Source organism: Microtetraspora sp. NBRC 16547 (assembly GCF_030268965.1).
Lineage (GTDB): Bacteria > Actinomycetota > Actinomycetes > Streptosporangiales > Streptosporangiaceae > Microtetraspora.
In genome coordinates this window covers 1-17,441 of record NZ_BSSE01000036.1, presented here as the reverse complement: position 1 = coordinate 17,441, position 17,441 = coordinate 1, and the positions used below count along the sequence as shown (strand labels likewise).

Genomic DNA, 17,441 nt, shown 5'->3' with positions numbered 1-17,441 from the left:
GGATCGGCCAGATGGATGCCGCGCAAGGCGGAGGAGGAGGTCGGAGCGGAGCCTCCGGCCGACGACGACAACGCCGCGAGGCGCCATCTGGGCGACCGCAGTAGGCCAAAAAGATCCACGAAACACGACCTAGCCCGCCCCAGGGACCTTCGCGAGGTCGGCGATCAACCCGGAATCAACCCGTCGTGCCCATCGACCGCTCCGCGTCGGACAGCAGCGCCCGCGTCCGCTGCTGCCGCATCGTGTAGGCGATCAGCGCGGCCAGGACGCCCACGAGCACCAGCGAGGAACCGATCGTCCCGTACCCGAGCCCGCCCTTGACCACGGGCTTGCTGAAGAAGTCGCCGACGGTCGCGCCGAGCGGGCGGGTCAGGACGAACGCCGTCCAGAACAGCAGGGTGACGGAGATCCGGGTGACGTATTTGGCGATGATGATCAACGCCAGCAGGCCGCCGATCAGGAGCGCCCCTCCGGAGTAGCCGAGACCGGAGTCGTCGGCCAGGAAGTCACCGAGAGAGGTGCCCAGCGTGTTGGAGAACAGGATCGCCGTCCAGTACAACACCTCGCCCCTGAAAGTGCTGATGTGCTCGACGTGGAAGGACTGACCGCTGAACCTCCAGACGAGAAACACCGCGGCGAGCGCGGTGATGAGGACCAGGGCGCCCCTGGCGTAGCCGAGCCCGGCGGTGCGGTTCATGAAGTCCGACATGGTCGTCCCGGCCGTGCTCGTCGAGAGGATGACGGTCCAGTAGAGCACCGGATGGAACTTCGTCGCCCTCAACTGCGTCACGAGACTGACCAGGAACAGCCCGACGAGGATCACCGAGCTGGCGGCATAACCGACGTTCAGAGTCTGGGCGAGAAGGTCACCACCCGTTTCCCCCAGAGTCGTCGCCGCGATCTTCATGATCCAGAATGCCAGCGTGATCTGCGGCAGCTTCTTCATTTTCCCTCCCCCGTTCCCAGGTGCGCACGCGGACATCACGGATGAACCGCTGAGTGCCGCATGCGCGCCCTGGAGATGACCAGCGACGCTGGGCGGGTCCGGCCCCTCGCACGGACCGCCGTGAGGAGCGTAGATCGCCGAACCTGAAATCAACGTGAGCGGCCGACGTGTCGTCCGCATCGGGCGGCGTGACGCCCTCGATCTTCGGGCGGCACCGGGCGGTGGCGGGGGCCGGTCCCGCGATAACGGCCCGGGACCGCCCCGGGCGCGAGGGCCCGGGGCGGTCCGTACAGGTGGGGCCCGTTCACGTTCACCTTCACCGGGTCAGGTGATCAGGCGGTCCCGGGACGGGGCGGAGAATCCGGTCGGTGTCACCAGCCGACGTCGGCGGCGTGGGCCCGGTCGTAGGCCGACGCCCAGTAATGGCCGGGCGCGACAACACGGTGGATCTGGAATCCCACCGCACCGGTCGGCGTGCCGAGCGCGGTGGAGTCCGCGGAGGCCCGCCCGCCGGCGTCCGCCCGCATGTCGACGTACTGCCCCGCGGTCTTGGTGAAGCGGCCGCCGACCGCCGCTTGGACCCCGGTCCCGTCGGCCATGTCGACCATGCGCAGCGACACGTGAGCGACGCCGTCCGCGTCGCGGGTCAGGGCGAGCTCGTCCACGACGACGGGGCGCAGCGACGACGGCTCCGTCGTGGCCGAGGTGACCGCTGACGCCGGGCCCTCGTTGCCCTTCATGTCCACCGCCGTCACCCGGTAGTGATAGGTGGTCCCGGGCAGCAGACCGGTGTCGGTGAACTCCAGCCCGTGCGTGCTGCCGGCGAGCGTCTCCGGCCCGGGCCGGAACCCCCGCGACGTGGATCGATACACGTTGTAGTGGTGGATCTCGGTGTCGTCGTGGGCGCGGCCGTAGCGCACGTCCACGGTCTGGAAGTCCACGGTCGAGGCGCGGGGCGGCGCGCTGACCGCGGTGGGCGGGGTGGTGTCGCCGGGCATGGGCGGGAAGATCGCGCTCGGCCCCCACTCCGAGGGAGTGTCGAGGATCGAGTCGTAGTGGTGCATCGCGATCCCGCCGAACGCCGGGTTGTCGGCGTACGCGGCGTAGACGCGCGCCACCTCGGTCTCGAGCCCCCGGCGGCCCTCCTCGGCGAAGGTGACCCATTCCGGGTCTCCGCCGACCGCGACCAGGTCGATGGTCTCGACACCGATGATCACTGAGCCGGGCTTGCCGATCTGCTTCGCGTACGCGATCTCGTCGGCCGCGTCGCGGATGATGGCCTCGGCGGTATCGCGGTAGTCCATGAGCGACACGTAGTCGGAGATGTCCTGGAAGTGCTGGGCCATCGTCTTGGTCGCGCCGTGCCAGGTCACGGTCTCGCCGTCCAGCCAGACCGGCATCGCGGGGCCGAACATGATCCCGGTGCCCGACGCGTCGCGCCGGTCGATCAGCGTCTGCAGCGTGTCCAGCCACTGCAACTGGATGAACGGCGACCTCTCGCTGTACATGGGACCGATGATGTACGGCTCGATGTCGACGTTGACACCGTCGAAGCGCTCGTCGGCGGCGGAGGAGAGGTTGTAGTTCAGCACCTTCTCCATCTCGTGGACGGCATGGTCGCGGTACCGCCACAGCCCGCCGAGGAAGGGCGGCCGTGTACCGCCCGCGATGAGCGCGTGCACCTTGTACCCCTCGGCGTGCGCCCAGGCGACCAGCTCGCGCACCTTCGGCCGCAGGTCCTCCAGCATGTCCTCGTCCCAGTACCGGTCCACGCCGAAGTAGACGGTCCTGATCGGTCGGGAGCCGTAGGTCGCGGTGTCCTTGGTCAGGGCCTCCAGCGCCCGGCGGGAGCCGCGGTTGTGGACGAGGTTGTACGAGGACTCCTCCCACAGCCACATGGCGCGGTCCTGGTCGTGCGGGACCACCGGCGCGGGCCGGCCGTCCCCGACCGCCACATACGTGGTGGTGCTGTGCCCGACGTTTCCGCGCACGTCCGTGGCGCGGGCCTCGATGCTCGCCATCGTGTCGCCGAGCCGGCGGGGATCCCAGCGGAGGGTGTACGTCCCGCCGGAGCGCGCGGCCGGCTGCCAGCGCCCTCCGTTGACCCGCACGGCCACGGTGGCCACGCGGTTGCGGCCGGTGGCCTCGACCTCGATCGCGGTGACACCGCGCACGCGGCCGCCCTCCGCCGGGGCGACCACCTTGACGGACGGCTTCGCGGCGGCCGGGTTGTCGATGTGCGTCAGCACGTACGGTGACCAGACTCCGTACCGGGTGATGGGAGACGTGCCGAGCACGACGATCTCGAAATCGCCGTCGTGGGCGCGGGTGTCGAGATCGTAGTTCCAGGTGCCGCTGCCGTCCCCGTCGGGGTCGGTGAGGCGGACCCGCTCCATCTTCTCTCCATTGAGCACGATGCGCAGGTCGTACGCCTCGGTGTAGGTGCCGGAGAATCGGACGGTGCCGACCGGCAGCCGGTCGCCGGTCCGGTGGGAGTCGATCGTGATCACGGTCTCCGCCGCGGCGGCGTGGGCGTCGGGCGGACGCGGCGTGGCGAGGCCGGCCGCCGCCGCCGCGACGAGGACCGAGAGGAGCACCCCGATCCGTTTCCGTACGCGTCCGATGGTCCGTGTTCTGGGCATGGCGGCACACTCCTTCGTGCTGGGGGGACAGAGGGAGGACAGAGAGAGAAGGACGGACGATCGTGGTCAGTGGGCCGGGACGCCTCCGCACAGCCGGTCGGCCAGGTCGACGAGATCGACACCGGCGAGCTCCGGCAGGCAGCACCCGATGAGCCTCCGGGAGGCCGCGACCCACGGCGGGGGCAGGGACGCGAGGCCGCCGAGCGCCCCGCAGAGCGCTCCGGCCAGCGCGGGCGCGGAGTCCGCGGTGCGCGCCAGGCAGGCGGCGGCGGGGATCGCCTCGCCCGGCCGGCCGCGTGCGGCGGCGGTCATGGCCAGGGCGACCGCCAGGGTGTCGGCGGCCGCCACACCGTAGCTGTAGACATGGTCGAGCACCTCGTGGTCGAGCAGCGGGACCAGCCAGAACGCGCCGTCGGCCGCCGGAACCAGATCCAGCGCGGCCCGGACGTTCCTGCCGACGGCGCTGTCCTCCGGAAGCTGGCCGAGCGCCGTCTCCACCACGACGTCGACGCTCGCACCCCCGCACGCCGCCGCCACGGCGGCGCCCATGGCCCGGGCGGCGTGTACTCCGTCGCCCGACTGGGTCACCGCGGCGTCGGTCTCCGCCAGGTCCGCCGCGCCGGCCGGGTCCCCGGCGCAGGCCACGCCGACGGCGACAGCGCGCACCGCCGCCGCGTCATCGAAGTGGTGGGGGTTGTGGTGCCCCGTGACGGGCGGCCGCAGCCCGCGGCGCAGGTTGCCGAGCGCGGTGCGCACCGAGATCCGGGCCCACGTCCGCGACGCCCGCGCATCGTCGCCGGCCAGCCGCGTCCAGGCCGCCTCCACGGCCGCCTCCATGGCCGCGGCTCGGGCGCCGGCCCCGGGCGACGCACCGAGAAGCGCCAGCGCCGTGAACGCCGCCCATTCCGCGTCATCGCCCGGCCCGAGCATGAGCGGCCCGACCGGCTGGTTGAGAGCGAACGGCACCGGCAGGGACGTCAACACGCGGTCGTCGGCGAACCGGTCCAGCATCTGCCGCACCTTGCGCGTCCATCCGACCAGCCGGTGCGAGCGGTGCCAGGCGGCCGGCCATCCTGCCGCGTCCCCGGCCGCGAGGCCGACCATCGCGCCCCGTGCCCGGTCCCGTACCTGCTCGTCCACGCCGTTCACTTCCTCCGCGCCGTACCGCCCGGTTACGCTGCTTCGCCGGCTCATGCCCACATTCCGTCCCGTACGGCGGCGTCGGCCAGGAGGTCCCCGGCGTCGGCGGGACGCCGGCCCGCGACGTCGTCGACGCACGCTCCGGACAGCGGCCCGATCTGCGCGGCCCACCGCGCCGGCACGGAGGCCGCGCCTCGCCCGGCCGCCGCCAGGCCCCCGGCGATCGCGGCGGTGGTGTCGGCGTCCCTGCCGAAGTTGGCCGCGGTCACCACGGAGTCCTCCGCCTCTCCCCCTGCGGCGAGGTAGGCCGCCATGGCGAGCGCCACCGCCTCGGGTGCCAGGTCGGAGAACGGGTAGTACTCAGGGACCACCGCTTCGTGCAGCGCCGCCGTCAGGTCGTCGCCGCGGGTTCCGGCGTCCACCACCGCCCGCGCGTCGCGCAGCGTCCGCGCCGTCCAACTATCACCGGGCACGGCGGCGAGGGCGGCTTGGCAGACCTCGCCCGGGGGCGCTCCGGTCATCGCGACCGCGACGGCCGCGGCGACCGCGCGCCCTCCGTAGACGCCCTCGCCGTCGTGCGTCACGGTGCCGTCCACCTCCGCGAGCCGGGCCGCCTCGCCCGGCCGCCCCGCCGCGTACACGCCGTACGGCGCGGAACGCATGGCCAGGCCGTCGCTCCAGGAGTGGCGGTGGCGTCCTGTGTGCGGCGGCCGCAGTCCGCGGCGCAGTGCCAGCACGGCGGCGAGCTCGCTGAACCCGGCCGCGCCCAGCGAGTCGGGGTGCCGGCACGGCCCGGCCAGCCATGCCCGGGCGACATGCTCGGCGGTCAGCTCCCGGCCGTGTTCGGCCAGCAGGAGCGTCACGAACACGGCGTACTCGGTGTCGTCGGTGCCGGTCACCCGCCCGTCGTCGTCGGGGAGCAGCTCGGTCAGCCGGCCGTACCGGCCGCGGATCTCGGCGGGTTCCATGGTCTCCACGGGCCGGCCGAACGCGTCGCCGACGGCGAGCCCGAGCAGGCAGCCGCGCGCGCGGTCACGCAGGACGTCGACGTCCATCAGACCTCCTGTTGCGAGTCAGCGGATCGCGCCGGCCGTCATGCCGGCCTGGATGCGGCGCTGGAACACCGCGTACACGATGAGGACCGGCAGCATGCCGATGACGAGGCCGGCGAACAGTCCGCTCCAGTCGCTCCGGTAGCCCTGGCTCACGGCGAGCGCCGCGAGCCCCTGGGCCAGCACGTAGTGGTCCTCGTCCGGATTGAGCACCAGCGGAAGCAGGTACTGGTTCCACAGGCCGAGGAAGTTGAAGATGCCCACGCTGATCAGGCCCGGGCGGGCCATCGGCAGCATGACCCGGAAGAACACTCCCGCGTGCGAGCATCCGTCCACGAAGGCCGCCTCCGCCACCTCGCCGGGCAGCGTCCGGAAGAAGCCGGTGAGGAAGAACACGGTGAACGGCAGCGCGTACGCCGTGTAGACGACGATCAGCCCGTGGTACGTGCCCAGCATGCCGAGCTGCTCGACCACGAAGAACAACGGCACCAGGGCGAGGAAAACCGGGAAGGTCATGCCGCCGACGAACAGGTAGTAGATCAGCCGGTTGCCCCGGAACTCATATCTGGCCAGGCAGTACGCGGTCATCGAGCCGAGCAGCATGGTGAGCGCCAGCGCGCCACCGACGACGATGAGGCTGTTCATGAAATATCGCCCGATGGACGCCTCGGTCCAGGCACGCGCCCAGTTGTCGAACCGGACGGTGACCGGCAGGCCCCACGGATCGGTGAAGATCTCCCCATCGGTCTTGACCGAGCTCAGCACCGCCCAGAGGAGCGGGAAGACGACCAGCACCGCCCACACCAGCAGGAAGGCATGGCAGAACATGTCGAACGGCCGCAGCCAGAGCCGGCGCGCGGGCCGACCGGCGGGAACCGCCCCGCCCGCGTGTCCGGCACCCGGAATGGCGGGCTTGGGCATGACTGTCGCCATGGACGCGCCCTTTCAGAACTCGACGCGGTCGCGCCGGGAGACCCGGAGCGTCAGCGCCGCCAGCGTGAGAGTGAGGAAGAACAGCGCGACGCCCATGGCGGAGGCGTAGCCGAACTTGCCGTAGGTGAAGGCGTTGCGCCACAGGCCGAGGCCGATCACCTCGGTGGCGTCGTCCGGGCCACCCGGGCCGACGGTCATGATCTGGACGATCGCGAAACCGTCCATCGCGGCGATGCCGAGATAGATGAAGGCGACCTGCACGTTGTCCCATACCAGGGGCAGCGTGATCCGCCGGAAGGTGGCTCGCCGACCGGCGCCGTCCAGCATCGCCGCCTCGAAGATCTCGCGTGGGATCGACTGCATCGCGGCGGAGAAGAGCACCACGTAGAATCCGACGGCGCTCCACACGATCACGGCCATCACGCACCACAGGGCCAGGCTCGGTTCGGCCAGCCACGAGTTCCGGAGGGCGGACAGGCCCACCGCGTCGAGGACGCTGTTGAGGAGCCCGGCGTTCGGGGTGTAGACGAACTGCCACAGCACCGCGATGATCGCCACCGACAGGACCTGCGGGAAGAAGTAGACGAATCGGTAGAGCGACGTTCCCCGCGCTCCCCGCACACCGGCGCGTCCGCGCCGCCCGCCCAGGTTGAGCATCGAGGCGAAGAAGAGCGCGAACAGGATGGTGGCGAGCGGCACGACGAGGAGCATCACGCCGTTGTTGCGCAGCCCCGCCCAGAACACCGGATCGTGGAGCAGCCTCGTGAAGTTGCCCAGCCCGATGAACCGCTGCCGGGAGGACACCCCCCGCCAGTCCGTCAGTGCCAGGTAGAAGGCCTGCACGTACGGGGAGATCACGAACACCGCGTACAGAATCAGGGGGATCGTCAGGAAGCTCAGGAGGAAGCGGTGCTTGCCGTGCCGCATGGCCTCCTCCCGTCAGCGCTCGTACTTGGGGATCGACGAGTCCCTGGCGACGTCGTCGGCCGCCTTCTGCAGGCGCTTGATCCAGTCCGCGGGGGTGATCCGCCTGGTCAGCAGCTCCCCGGTCGCGGTGGACGCGGCCTTGCCGATCGTGGGATACCAGCCGCCAAACTTGTAGATGAACACGTCGTCGCCGGCCGCGGCCACCATGTCGCGCACCGACGACAGCCCGCTGGACAGGGTGAGTCCCTCGGTCGCCCCGGCCACGGTCGGGAGGGCGCTGGCCAGCTCGGCGAACCTGCGAGCGGCCTCCTTCGACAGCATGATGCGCAGGAACTCCATCGCGCCGTACGGATTCTTCGCCATGGCGGGCACGATGAACGACTCACCGGAGCCGCCCTGGGTGGCGGTGACGGGCATCTTGTCGGAGGAGGACAGCCGCGGCGTGGCGCCGACCACCATGTCGAACCCGGCCGGGGTGACGGACTTCTGCTCGCTTTCCAGCCAGGAGCCGCACGGGATGAAGGCCGCCTTGCCCTGCACCCAGGCGGTCTGCGCCTCGGTGTGGGACAGCCCCTCTGAGCCCTTCAGGAAGTAGCCGCGCGCGGCGAGTTCGTAGATCGCCTCGACGGCGCCCTTCATCGCGTCCGACTGCCAGGCGTTCGGCTCCAGGTTGTCGATCGCCTTGATCAGCTCCATGCCCCCCGCCTTGGCCGCGAGCATGAAGAGGGGGTCGTTCATGTACTCGGGGTACTTGCCCTGGTACGTCCATGGCGCGAGGCCGGATTTCTTGATCTCGGCGCAGAGCGCGAGCATCGCGTCCCAGGTCTGCGGGTACTCCCAGCCGTTCTTCTCGAAGAAAGGCTTGGAGTACCAGATGCCGTAGACGGTGTAGACGTAGTTCAGCACGCAGAAGACGCCGTCCATCGTGCCGTCCTCCACCACGCCCGGCAGCAGGATGTCCCGGATTTTCGTGGCCGGATCGTCGATGGACGGGGCGTCGAGCAGCTCGCGGAGGTCCCGCAACTGCCTGTCCGCGCTCAGCACCGAGATCTCGAGCCGGCCCGCGCCCGTGTTGTCGATGATGTCCGGCGGGTCCCCGGCGACGAAGCGCGGCTGCATGACCTGCCCCACCTGCTGGATGCCACGATGCGTTATCCGGGCCTCGGGGAACCGCTTGCGGTACAGCTCCTCGTCGAACTTGGCGTACTCGTCGCTGTAGCCGCCCTTGAAGATAACGATTTCGAGCGGCTTGTCCGGGGGGACGCCGAGCGGGTTGCCGGCTCCGGCGGCGGCCCGCAGGGTCGCGTCCGTGCCCTGGGAACCGGGACCGGGATCGGAGCCGGAGCCGATGGCGCAGGCGGACAGCAGTCCGCCCGCCGGCCCCGCCAGCAGGGCGGCCACGGCGGCGCGCCGAAACAGTTCGCGGCGGGTCTGTAAGGAGGGGGGATTCGTCATGGGGGGTTCACCTCCGGGTCAGGCGCCTCGGCGGATTCGGCCGACGTAGCGCGCCTCCAGTTGGCTGTTGTGCTCGCCCCCGCCGGGGACGTTGGCGGACAGGTAGATCGGCGGTTCCTCACCGGCGTCGAGCAGGCGCCTGGTCACCTCGGCGATGATCATCTGGGCGAGCACGGCGCCCGTGACCGAGGACACCGCGCAGGCGCTTCCCCCGGCCGGGAGCGGCAACACCGCGTCGCCGTACGGTCCGCCGTTGTCGAGCACGACGTCGGCGATCTCGCTGAGCCGCCGGCCCGACGGGTGCCGGGCGGGCACCCCCCGCGTGTGCTCCAGCGAGGTGACGGCGATCAGGCCGTGCCCGCGCTCCTTGACCAGCGACGCGAGCTCGACGACCACCCCGTTCACTCCGGAGTGGGACGCGATCACGAACACGTCCCCCTGCTTGACCGGGGCCAGCTCGTAAAGCCGCCGCGCGACCGAGGCGTCATGCTCCAGGCCGGGATCACTCAGTACGGACGCCGGCTCGCCGCCGAACAGCACGATGTCCCTCAGGGCGAGCCGGTTGCTCGGCACCAGCCCGCCCGCGCGACCGGCCAGCTCCATGGCGAGGGCCTCGGAATGGCCGGAGCCGAACGCGTGCAGCACGCCACCGCCCCGGACCGCCTCGCTGATCAGGTCGGCCGCCGCGGCCACCTCGGCGGCCTGGCCGCGCGCCACCCGATCGAGCAGCTCGGAGATGATCGTGTAGTACGCCATGCCGCTGATGGTCATGTCTCCTCGGTTCTGTCGGGAGCTTCCACGGTCGTTTTCGGCCGCTTTCCGGTCGGGCGTCGTGGCCGCCTCGAGGCGGACGAGGAAGCCTTGTCGGGCAGACGATGGCCGGTCACCGCCCGGGCGGTCTCCTCGAACGCCGCCACGCTGGCGTCGTACGTCCGCTGGGCGACGCCGATGTAGATGAGGTCGAGCACCAGGAGCTGGGCGTGAAGCGCGGCCAGCGCCTCGGGGCGGAACGTCGTCTCGTGGGAGGCGGTGATGAGGAGGTGGTCGGCGACCTCAGCCAGCGGTGTCCGTGGAGAACCGATCACCGCCACCGTGGTCGCGCCGTGTCCGCCGGCCTCGGCGATGACCTCGATCACCTCGCGGGTCAGCCCGCTGTGGGACAGCCCGATGGCCACGTCGCCGGGCCGGAGGATCGCGGCGTTGGTGAGCGCGGTGTGGACCTCCGACCGCGCCCAGCACAGCACGCCGATGCGCTGGAGCCGCAGAGCAAGCTCCTGCGCGGCGTTCGCGCTGCTGGCGATGCCGAACACCTCCACCCGGCGAGCCTGGACGATGGCGCTGATCACCTGGTCGAGGGTCCTGACGTCGAGCTGGGCGGCCGTCTCCTGAATGGCCCGGGAATCCGCCGAGGCGACCATGCTCAGCACGCGGTCGAGGGGGTCGGCCGGGAGGATCTCGCGCCCGATGTCGAGGTCCCAGCGGGCCTGCTCCGCCCGGCCGGTCTCGGTCGCGAGCGCGACCCGCAGGGCCGCGTACCCGCGGAACCCGAACATCCGGCAGAAGCGGGTGACGGTGGCCGTCGAGGTGCCGCTGCGCTCGGCGAGGTCGATGATCGTCGCCAGCGCGGCCGAGGCCGGGTCGCTGAGAATCGACTCCGCGATCCGCTGCAGTGCGTCGGGGAGCTTGGGCGACTCGGCCCGGATCCGGCCGATGATCCCTCCCACGGACGGCGCGGGCGTCTCGCCGATCTCTTCCGGCATGCCTGAACATTCCTTTCCCCGCTGGGTATCGATGATGAAAATTACGACCTAGAACCTCCCATACGTCAATACGAAAAAAGAATTTTCATCGGAGCCTTGTTCCGACGCCCGGCGGGGCTCACGATGGACGCACACCCCCCAGATCACTTCGCGAGGCCCCCATGGCGAACAGCGACACGCTGGTGATCGGCCTGGACATCGGCGGCACGTCGTCCCGCGCGCTCGTATCGACCCTCACCGGTATCCCGGTCGGCTACGGCAGGGCAGGCGCGGGCAACCCGGTGTCCCGGCCGCCCGAGGCCGCGGCGGCGGCGATGCTGTCGGCGCTGCGGCAGGCACTGGCCGGCCTCGACGCCGCCGAGGTGCGGGCCGGCGTGCTGGGCCTGGCCGGGAGAGGCCGCCTCGCGGACGCCCGAGTCGGCGCGATCTTCCAGCGGGCCTGGGAGGACGCCGGGCTGCGGTGCCCGATGCGGGTCGTCGGCGACGTCCTCGTGGCCTTCGCCTCAGGGAGCGGCGATCCGGCGGGCACGGTGCTGGTCTCCGGGACGGGAGCCGTCGCCGCGGAGATCCGCGACGGGCGGGTCCACCGCACCGCCGACGGGCTCGGCTGGCTGCTCGGCGACGAGGGGTCCGCTTTCTGGCTCGGCAGGGAGGCCGTCCGGCGGGTCACGCGGGACATCTACGCCGACCGACAGACTGGCCCGCTCGCGACCCTGGTGACCCGTCACCTCCTCGGGCCGGACGGTCTCACGGGGGACCGGGGGGAAGATGCCGACGCCGTCGTCACGGCGAGCTACGCGCTCGTCCCCCGCGCGCTCGCCCGACTGGCTCCGCTCGTCTCTCAGGCCGCCGCCGAGGACCCGCTGGCCCGCGACATCGTCCAGGACGCCGCGGCCCGCCTGGCCGGATCCGTGGCGGAGATCCGCGACGCGGCGTCGGAGAACCCGATCGTGCTCTCCGGCGGCGTGCTCACCTCCGGCGGTCCCGTCACAGCCGCCGTACGACGACTGCTCCGCGACCGGTGGAAGGCCCCCGTCTTCACCGCCGCTCCCGGCGTCGTGGGCGGCGTGTGCCTCGCGGCCCGCGCGCTCGCCCGCGTGGACGTGGACGAGCTACGGGCACGGCTCCAGGAGGCGGCTCCCTGGCGGCCTCCCGCCGACTCCCCCGACACTCATGGAAAGGACCGCCATGCTGATCCCCCGACCGGGCACGTACGTCCCGGCGAACGGTGAGTTCGCGTTCGACGACGGCACGCGAATCGCGGCCACCCCGGATAATCGGGTGGAGTCCGGCTTAGGACGGCGAGTACCGTTCAAGGATGCGGCGGTGCGGCAAATGCCACCACTGGGAACCCGCCGGAGCGCCTGAGTGCGAGCGATGCGCCGGAATCGTGGACGAGATCGTCGAATCCGGATGGCGGGAGTTCGTCACGCAGGAGTTCGGCACGCTGACGGCCCTGGATGAGTGCGACGTCGCTGAGATGGTGATCGACGAGCCCAACAGGCACCTGTGGCGGGTGGTGGACGCCGCCTACGACCGGTTCACCTGCACCGAGTGCGGCAACAGGCTGAGCCGGGGTCCGGCCGGCTGTATTGGTTGCGACCTGGCCAATGGATTCCGGTACGTCGCCATCGAGATCGACCGGCCTGGCGTCCCACCAGGCAACGAGCACGCGTTGAGGGTCAATATATCCGTGGTACGCAGGCCATCAGGAATCTCGTGGCGTGAGGTACTGGGGCGGCGGCTCTTACTCCCCTACCTCCTCGACGGGTATCTGCCCACGACCAGGCAGGCCCAGGCCGTCCGCGCTCTCCTCAACGTGGGGGGCACGGCTGAGGACCTAGCGGAGTACCTCAACCTTGCCTGGGGCGACGACCGCATCTAGTGGTCCGTCACGCAACCCTGGCGGGTTCATCGCCGGAGATCAATTTACCCGGCTGAGGTTCGGTGACGGGCCACTGGAACGGCGCCTTCATGGGCCGATGAAGTTGCGGATGCGGCGTGCCACGTCAGCGTGCCGGCTGGGGTCGAGCCGGGCGAACGGCTCGTCATCGACGATGCAGCCGACCGGGATGATGGTGAAGCGGGTGAGAGCGGCGATGCCGACACCGGGGATCACCTCGGCGAGCAGCGGCGGCGGCTTCGGCCATGGGTCGTCGAGCCGGATGACCGGTACGACGGCGACGGCGCCGGAGACGAACCGCGCCATGGTGGGCGAGCTGATGACCATGACGGGCTCGGGTCCGTAGACGCCGCCCTTGGCGTACCAGATGGTGCCGAACTCGGGTGTGCTAAGCGGCATTGCCTGCCTTGCCGGTGGCGCGCTGGTGGGCAAGCTCGGCCTGGGCGGCGGCCGCGAGGCCGTCGAACTTGGCGAGGTGCGCGTCGATCCGCTGTTCCCATTCGGGCGCGGCGCTCTCGGTGGCCCGGAGATTGGCCTCGATGAGCGCCTTGCTGACGTACTCGGACAGGGAGATGCGTTGGGCATCCGCGATGTCCTGGGCGTCGGCGAGGGCGCCTTCGTCGAAGGTGAGGTTCTTCCGTGCAGTTGCCATGCCCACCAAAGTAGTGCATGAAATGATGCACGTCACTGGAACATGCGAGCGTGCGCGGATCCATCGGGATGCCGAGCTCGGCGTTGGCGACGCCCCAAGCCATCTCGGCCGAAGCGTTCTCAAATGGTGATCGATCGACTCGACAGGGGCATATTTCGGTCTGGACGATCAGGAATGAGTCCGGCACCGTCTACCGAGATAACGCTGTCCGACGCGTTCCCCCAGGTCGCTCTGCGGGAGTTCCTGCTGCTGGTCGCACAGACCCGAACGGAGGGCCCCGGCAGGGGGTGCGTCGCGTCGAGCGCCGTCAGCAGCGGGTTTTGGCCTCAACACAAAGGGATTGACTAGCCTCGGTCAATCAAGCATTCTTGCGGTAGATCACTTACGCCATCCACGGATGAAGGATTCGGTCGCCGGCGAATTTCGTACGGCGTGGGAGAGTCCAGATGCTTCGCCATACGGGAGGATGAACAATGAAATCCCAGTTTCGACACCGCGTGGGCGTCGGACTCGTCGCCCTTGCCACGCTGGCCACCATCTCCGTTACGACCGCGCCCCCCGCGAGCGCCGCGATCTCCTGCAGCACCGGTAAGTCGGCCGACCTTCACAGTGCCTGGGCATACTGCTCTTCCAACCAGCCGACCACCGGTCGTTTCAGAGTGAAGGCCAATTTCTGCGTCGCACATGGGTGTAATTTGGTATACGGTCCCTGGAAATTTGTCGACCAAGGTCAGCGTTCTACTGTGAGCAACAGCGGCGCGTACGTGCAGTCTGTGAGCTCTGAACAGGCCGGAGGCGCCTGAAAGGTCACCGCGATAGGTCATTCGCTCGATATCGCACTCATTGATATGGCCACCCGAATCCCTACATGGATAAGGGCGTGGTGAGATGGGTGGTCAGGTTCGGCTGAAGATGTAGCGGGGCTGTCGGCGACTTCAACGGGGACGGCTATGCCGACCTCGCCGTCGCCTACGCCGAGGATGACCCGGCCCGACGAGGGCATCGGTGTGGTGTACCAGGGGTCGCGGGCTGGCCTGGCAGGGCAGGCGCGCGGGACCTTCCCCGGCTGGGGCGTGCGTGCCGTAGCGGTCGGCGACCTCGACGGTGACGGCTACGGTGACGTGGTCACGAGCAGCGCCGACGACGCGATCGACGATGCGGGCGGCAGTATCTCCATCACCCGGGGCTCCGCCGGAGGTCTGGACGGCACGCCCAGGTTTTGGACGCCGGCCTCTCCCGGCATGCCCAAGATCTCAGGGGCCGCCCGGAGCTTCGGATCGTTCGTCGCCGTCGGTGACGTCAACGGGGATGGGTACGCCGACGTGGCCGTCGGCGCAAGCGAGGGGATCGTCCAGCTCGGCGAAGGCGCGGTCGTCGTGCACAACTGATCGCCTTGCGGGCTCCTTGCGGCACGGTCGGCATGCCGTGATCAAGCGATCTGCAAGCGGGTGACCTTTCACTGCGTGCACAAGCCCGGGAGGCACAGGCCAGAGGCCAGACCGGGACGTGCCCGTATCTCAGGAGATCACAATGAAGCGCACCGCACTCCCTCCGGCCGCCGGCACGATCGTCGGCCGCGTCGCCACGATCCCCGCCACGCCCGCGTTGAAGCTGCGTGTCCTTTCCGGACTCGCCCTTGTCCCTGTATTGCTGACCCCTGTGCTGTTCGCACCCGACGCCGCTCTCGCCCGCACCACCACCACCGCTGGTGAAGCCGAGGGAGGCGGTGCGGTCGGCACGCCCGCCGGGGCCACGAGCGCGACGCCGACGCCGCTCAAGGGGGTCGCCGTCTACCTGAGTTACGCCAAGGGCTATCCGGTCGCCCGCTACGAGCCCGGCGGCGGGTTCACCAAGCTGGGCAACGTGCCGGACACCTTCCAGTTCTCCGCCTCGCCCGACGGCACGAAGCTCGCGTGGATCACGCTGGACGGCCGGGTCCACGTCGGCGCCGGGAGCACGGCGAAGATCGTGGCCAAGGGCGCCGCCGCTGGGTTCCCCTGCCTCACGCCGGTCTGGTCCCCCGACTCCACCCAGGTCGCCTACTCTCCCAAGGACAATTCCGAAAAGTCGCCGCTCATAGTTATAAACCCGGACGGCACGGGCGCGCGCAAGGCCGGTAAGACGCTCGGCGTCTGCCACCTCGCCTGGTCCGCTGACGGACGCCACCTCGCCGGGTATACCGGGACGACCGCAGGCGTCTATGTTTTCGACATGAAGACCGGGACCTCCGTCCGGGCCAAGGGAATCAAGCTGGCCAACCACGTGCAGAGCCTGTCGCCCGACGGCAGGAAGGTCGTGGTGCACACGCTGTCGCCGGAGGATCCGGGGGGCGACGGGGGTTGGCCGGAGGGGTTCACGCCGACGATCGTCGACACCGTCACCGGCAACCAGGTGCCCGTCCCGGTGAAGGGAAAGAAGATAGGCGCGTTCTACCTCGCCGACGGCCGCCTGGTGGTCCGCGTCGCCGGCCGCACGCACAACACCCTGGTCGTGCTCGACTCGTCCGGCAAGGAACTGCAGCGGCTCGCCGAGCCGGCGCAGGCGCGAACCCAGGCTCTGCTCCAGATCGTCAGTTGACCCACACCACTGGAACGGCCCGCGACTCCTGGCTCTGACTTCCAGCAGCAAAGCGGCGGTCGCGCCTTCGCGACCGTGGTCTCTTGGGCGGCGGGGCACGGTCGTGGCCCTGTCGAGGCTCAGCGCTCCGGGATGGATCGGGGGCGCCGATCTCCGGTGAGCCGGCCGCCGCAGAACTTCGACCCGGCTGTCCACCGGAAGCACGCGGCGTTGTCCCGTCAGGGGCCGGCCCTGCTCGACGGCCCATATGGGCTCCCGTTATCGTCAGCGATTGCCGGTCCGGTCGACACCCTTATGCACCCGCACCGTGCGGTCGATGAGCTCGCGCAGCGCGCTCTCGTCGACGTCGTCGAGCCGTTTCAGATAGAGGCATCCCTTGCCGGTTTTGTGTGGACCGAGCCGGGCGAGCACCGATGCGTGCCGCTCCTCGAACCCGGCCACCAGATAGACGACGAGCTGCTGCTTACGCGGCGAGAAGGCCGCCAGGGGCCAGTCGCCCGTGCGCCCGCTTTCATAGGTGTAGCGGTAGCTGCCAAAGCCGACGATGCTCGGGCCCCACATCACCGCGGGCTCGCCGGTCACCTCGCGCAGAATCGTGCAGAGGCGCTCCCCGTCGGCCCGCCGGCGTTCGTCGGGGACTGCGGCCAGGAAGTCGTCGACACTGGCGTCGGTCGGAACCGTCACCGGCTGTTTCGATGTCGCCATGAAGTCATGCTCCCACGCCAGTACGACAAGGTCCGTGTGGTGCATACACCGCCGCGGCGGGTGCGCGAAGGTCGCTACATGGCCGGGACGGGTGCGAGGCGATAACCGAGCTGGCTGTACAGCTTGAGCTGGTCGTAGTAGTCCCGGTCGGTGATGATCCGGCCGTTCTCGGTGGAGCACGCACAGGCGCCGCGGACGGCGATGCGGCGACCGCTCGGCTCCGCCACGACACCGTCCGGCAGGAGGAAGGGGCCCGTATGGGTGCCGACGAGCGTGTACTCCGTGACCGCGGGATCGTCGAAGCTGAACTTGTTCCACGCCGCGATGTGAAGATCGGGGAAACCGGCGAACAGGTGCTCGAACTGCCAGGCGATCTGCTCGATCCCTTCCGCGACGCCCGCCGGGGTGACGTAGACGGCATCGGAGCAATAGCACTCGAGCACTCGATCCAGGTCATGATCGTTCATCGCGTCGAACAGCGCGTCCTTGAGCTCTCGAGCAGTAGGCACGGCCATCGCCCCCTCATCGATACATCCAAGCTATCGCCCGGTATGTCCGATATCTCGCCCACCCGGCGTCTCCGGTGACAGTGCCGGCGAGCTAGGGCGGCGTCACGATGGTGGACCCTGCTGGCTAACTCGTCTCAGGCCGCGAGAGCGAGTTCTGCCAGTTCGAGGCGGGCAAGGTGGCCGGTGCGGGTCCGGTCGAGTGGGTGCCCGTTCCACCAGGCGTCCAGGCGGATGAGGTTG

17 protein-coding genes and 1 pseudogene are annotated in these 17,441 nt (G+C 69.9%); 5 read left to right on the top strand and 13 right to left on the bottom strand.

All coding sequences use genetic code 11. From position 1 onward, the window contains the following. Window positions 1–175: 175 nt before the first annotated feature. The 9 genes from QSK17_RS31950 to QSK17_RS31910 form a co-directional block, all read right to left on the bottom strand. Window positions 176–946, bottom strand: coding sequence for a COG4705 family protein (locus tag QSK17_RS31950; protein WP_285709524.1), 771 nt, complete (start codon window positions 944–946; stop codon window positions 176–178). A 371-nt stretch (window positions 947–1,317) separates the two neighbouring features. Then, window positions 1,318–3,588, bottom strand: coding sequence for an Ig-like domain-containing protein (locus QSK17_RS31945; protein ID WP_285709521.1), 2,271 nt, complete (start codon window positions 3,586–3,588; stop codon window positions 1,318–1,320). Between the two features lie 66 nt (window positions 3,589–3,654). Then, on the bottom strand, window positions 3,655–4,782 hold the full coding sequence (locus tag QSK17_RS31940) for an ADP-ribosylglycohydrolase family protein (RefSeq protein WP_285709518.1): 1,128 nt from the start codon (window positions 4,780–4,782) through the stop codon (window positions 3,655–3,657). Beyond that, a complete protein-coding gene (locus tag QSK17_RS31935) occupies window positions 4,779–5,783 on the bottom strand; it encodes an ADP-ribosylglycohydrolase family protein (protein ID WP_285709517.1) in 1,005 nt (334 codons plus the stop codon). The genes QSK17_RS31940 and QSK17_RS31935 overlap by 4 nt, the downstream gene beginning before the upstream one ends. An 18-nt stretch (window positions 5,784–5,801) precedes the next feature. Next, window positions 5,802–6,713 (bottom strand): carbohydrate ABC transporter permease, encoded by a 912-nt coding sequence (locus QSK17_RS31930; RefSeq protein ID WP_285709515.1) that lies wholly within the window; start codon window positions 6,711–6,713, stop codon window positions 5,802–5,804. A gap of 12 nt (window positions 6,714–6,725) precedes the next feature. After that, a complete protein-coding gene (locus QSK17_RS31925; RefSeq protein WP_285709513.1) occupies window positions 6,726–7,640 on the bottom strand; it encodes a carbohydrate ABC transporter permease in 915 nt (304 codons plus the stop codon). Window positions 7,641–7,652: 12 nt separating this feature from the next. Further along, on the bottom strand, window positions 7,653–9,095 hold the full coding sequence (gene ngcE / locus QSK17_RS31920; RefSeq protein ID WP_285709510.1) for an N-acetylglucosamine/diacetylchitobiose ABC transporter substrate-binding protein: 1,443 nt from the start codon (window positions 9,093–9,095) through the stop codon (window positions 7,653–7,655). Between the two features lie 18 nt (window positions 9,096–9,113). Next, window positions 9,114–9,866, bottom strand: coding sequence for a sugar isomerase domain-containing protein (locus QSK17_RS31915; protein ID WP_285709508.1), 753 nt, complete (start codon window positions 9,864–9,866; stop codon window positions 9,114–9,116). Then, entirely contained in the window at window positions 9,863–10,855 is a 993-nt protein-coding gene (locus QSK17_RS31910; RefSeq protein ID WP_285709506.1) for a MurR/RpiR family transcriptional regulator, read from the bottom strand. The genes QSK17_RS31915 and QSK17_RS31910 overlap by 4 nt, the downstream gene beginning before the upstream one ends. 161 nt (window positions 10,856–11,016) lie before the next feature. Between QSK17_RS31910 and QSK17_RS31905 the strand changes: the two genes are divergently transcribed. Both QSK17_RS31905 and QSK17_RS31900 read left to right on the top strand, forming a co-directional pair. Next, window positions 11,017–12,087: an N-acetylglucosamine kinase gene (locus tag QSK17_RS31905; protein WP_285709504.1), complete on the top strand. Its 1,071-nt coding sequence runs from the start codon at window positions 11,017–11,019 to the stop codon at window positions 12,085–12,087. A gap of 158 nt (window positions 12,088–12,245) precedes the next feature. After that, the gene (locus tag QSK17_RS31900; RefSeq protein ID WP_285709501.1) at window positions 12,246–12,740 is read left to right on the top strand and encodes a hypothetical protein; all 495 of its coding nucleotides are present in this window, start codon (window positions 12,246–12,248) and stop codon (window positions 12,738–12,740) included. Between the two features lie 87 nt (window positions 12,741–12,827). On the opposite strand, the gene QSK17_RS31895 is transcribed toward QSK17_RS31900, so the two are convergent. Together QSK17_RS31895 and QSK17_RS31890 are read right to left on the bottom strand one after the other, a co-directional pair. Further along, window positions 12,828–13,157 (bottom strand): hypothetical protein, encoded by a 330-nt coding sequence (locus QSK17_RS31895; RefSeq protein WP_285709498.1) that lies wholly within the window; start codon window positions 13,155–13,157, stop codon window positions 12,828–12,830. Then, window positions 13,147–13,410, bottom strand: coding sequence for a hypothetical protein (locus QSK17_RS31890; protein ID WP_285709495.1), 264 nt, complete (start codon window positions 13,408–13,410; stop codon window positions 13,147–13,149). Before QSK17_RS31890 ends, QSK17_RS31895 begins: the two co-directional genes overlap by 11 nt. 916 nt (window positions 13,411–14,326) lie before the next feature. Here QSK17_RS31890 and QSK17_RS36335 point away from each other — a divergent pair. The 3 genes and pseudogenes from QSK17_RS36335 to QSK17_RS31880 form a co-directional block, all read left to right on the top strand. Beyond that, window positions 14,327–14,383, top strand: a pseudogene (locus QSK17_RS36335) (hypothetical protein); the annotation flags it as partial. A gap of 7 nt (window positions 14,384–14,390) precedes the next feature. Continuing rightward, a complete protein-coding gene (locus QSK17_RS31885) occupies window positions 14,391–14,798 on the top strand; it encodes an FG-GAP repeat protein (protein ID WP_285709492.1) in 408 nt (135 codons plus the stop codon). 142 nt (window positions 14,799–14,940) lie between these two features. Continuing rightward, window positions 14,941–15,987, top strand: coding sequence for a TolB family protein (locus QSK17_RS31880; RefSeq protein WP_285709489.1), 1,047 nt, complete (start codon window positions 14,941–14,943; stop codon window positions 15,985–15,987). A gap of 264 nt (window positions 15,988–16,251) precedes the next feature. Here QSK17_RS31880 and QSK17_RS31875 read toward each other — a convergent pair whose 3' ends face one another. After that, a complete protein-coding gene (locus QSK17_RS31875; RefSeq protein ID WP_285709488.1) occupies window positions 16,252–16,692 on the bottom strand; it encodes a DUF1801 domain-containing protein in 441 nt (146 codons plus the stop codon). Window positions 16,693–16,766: 74 nt separating this feature from the next. After that, on the bottom strand, window positions 16,767–17,207 hold the full coding sequence (locus QSK17_RS31870; RefSeq protein WP_285709486.1) for an ester cyclase: 441 nt from the start codon (window positions 17,205–17,207) through the stop codon (window positions 16,767–16,769). Window positions 17,208–17,441 lie beyond the last annotated feature (234 nt).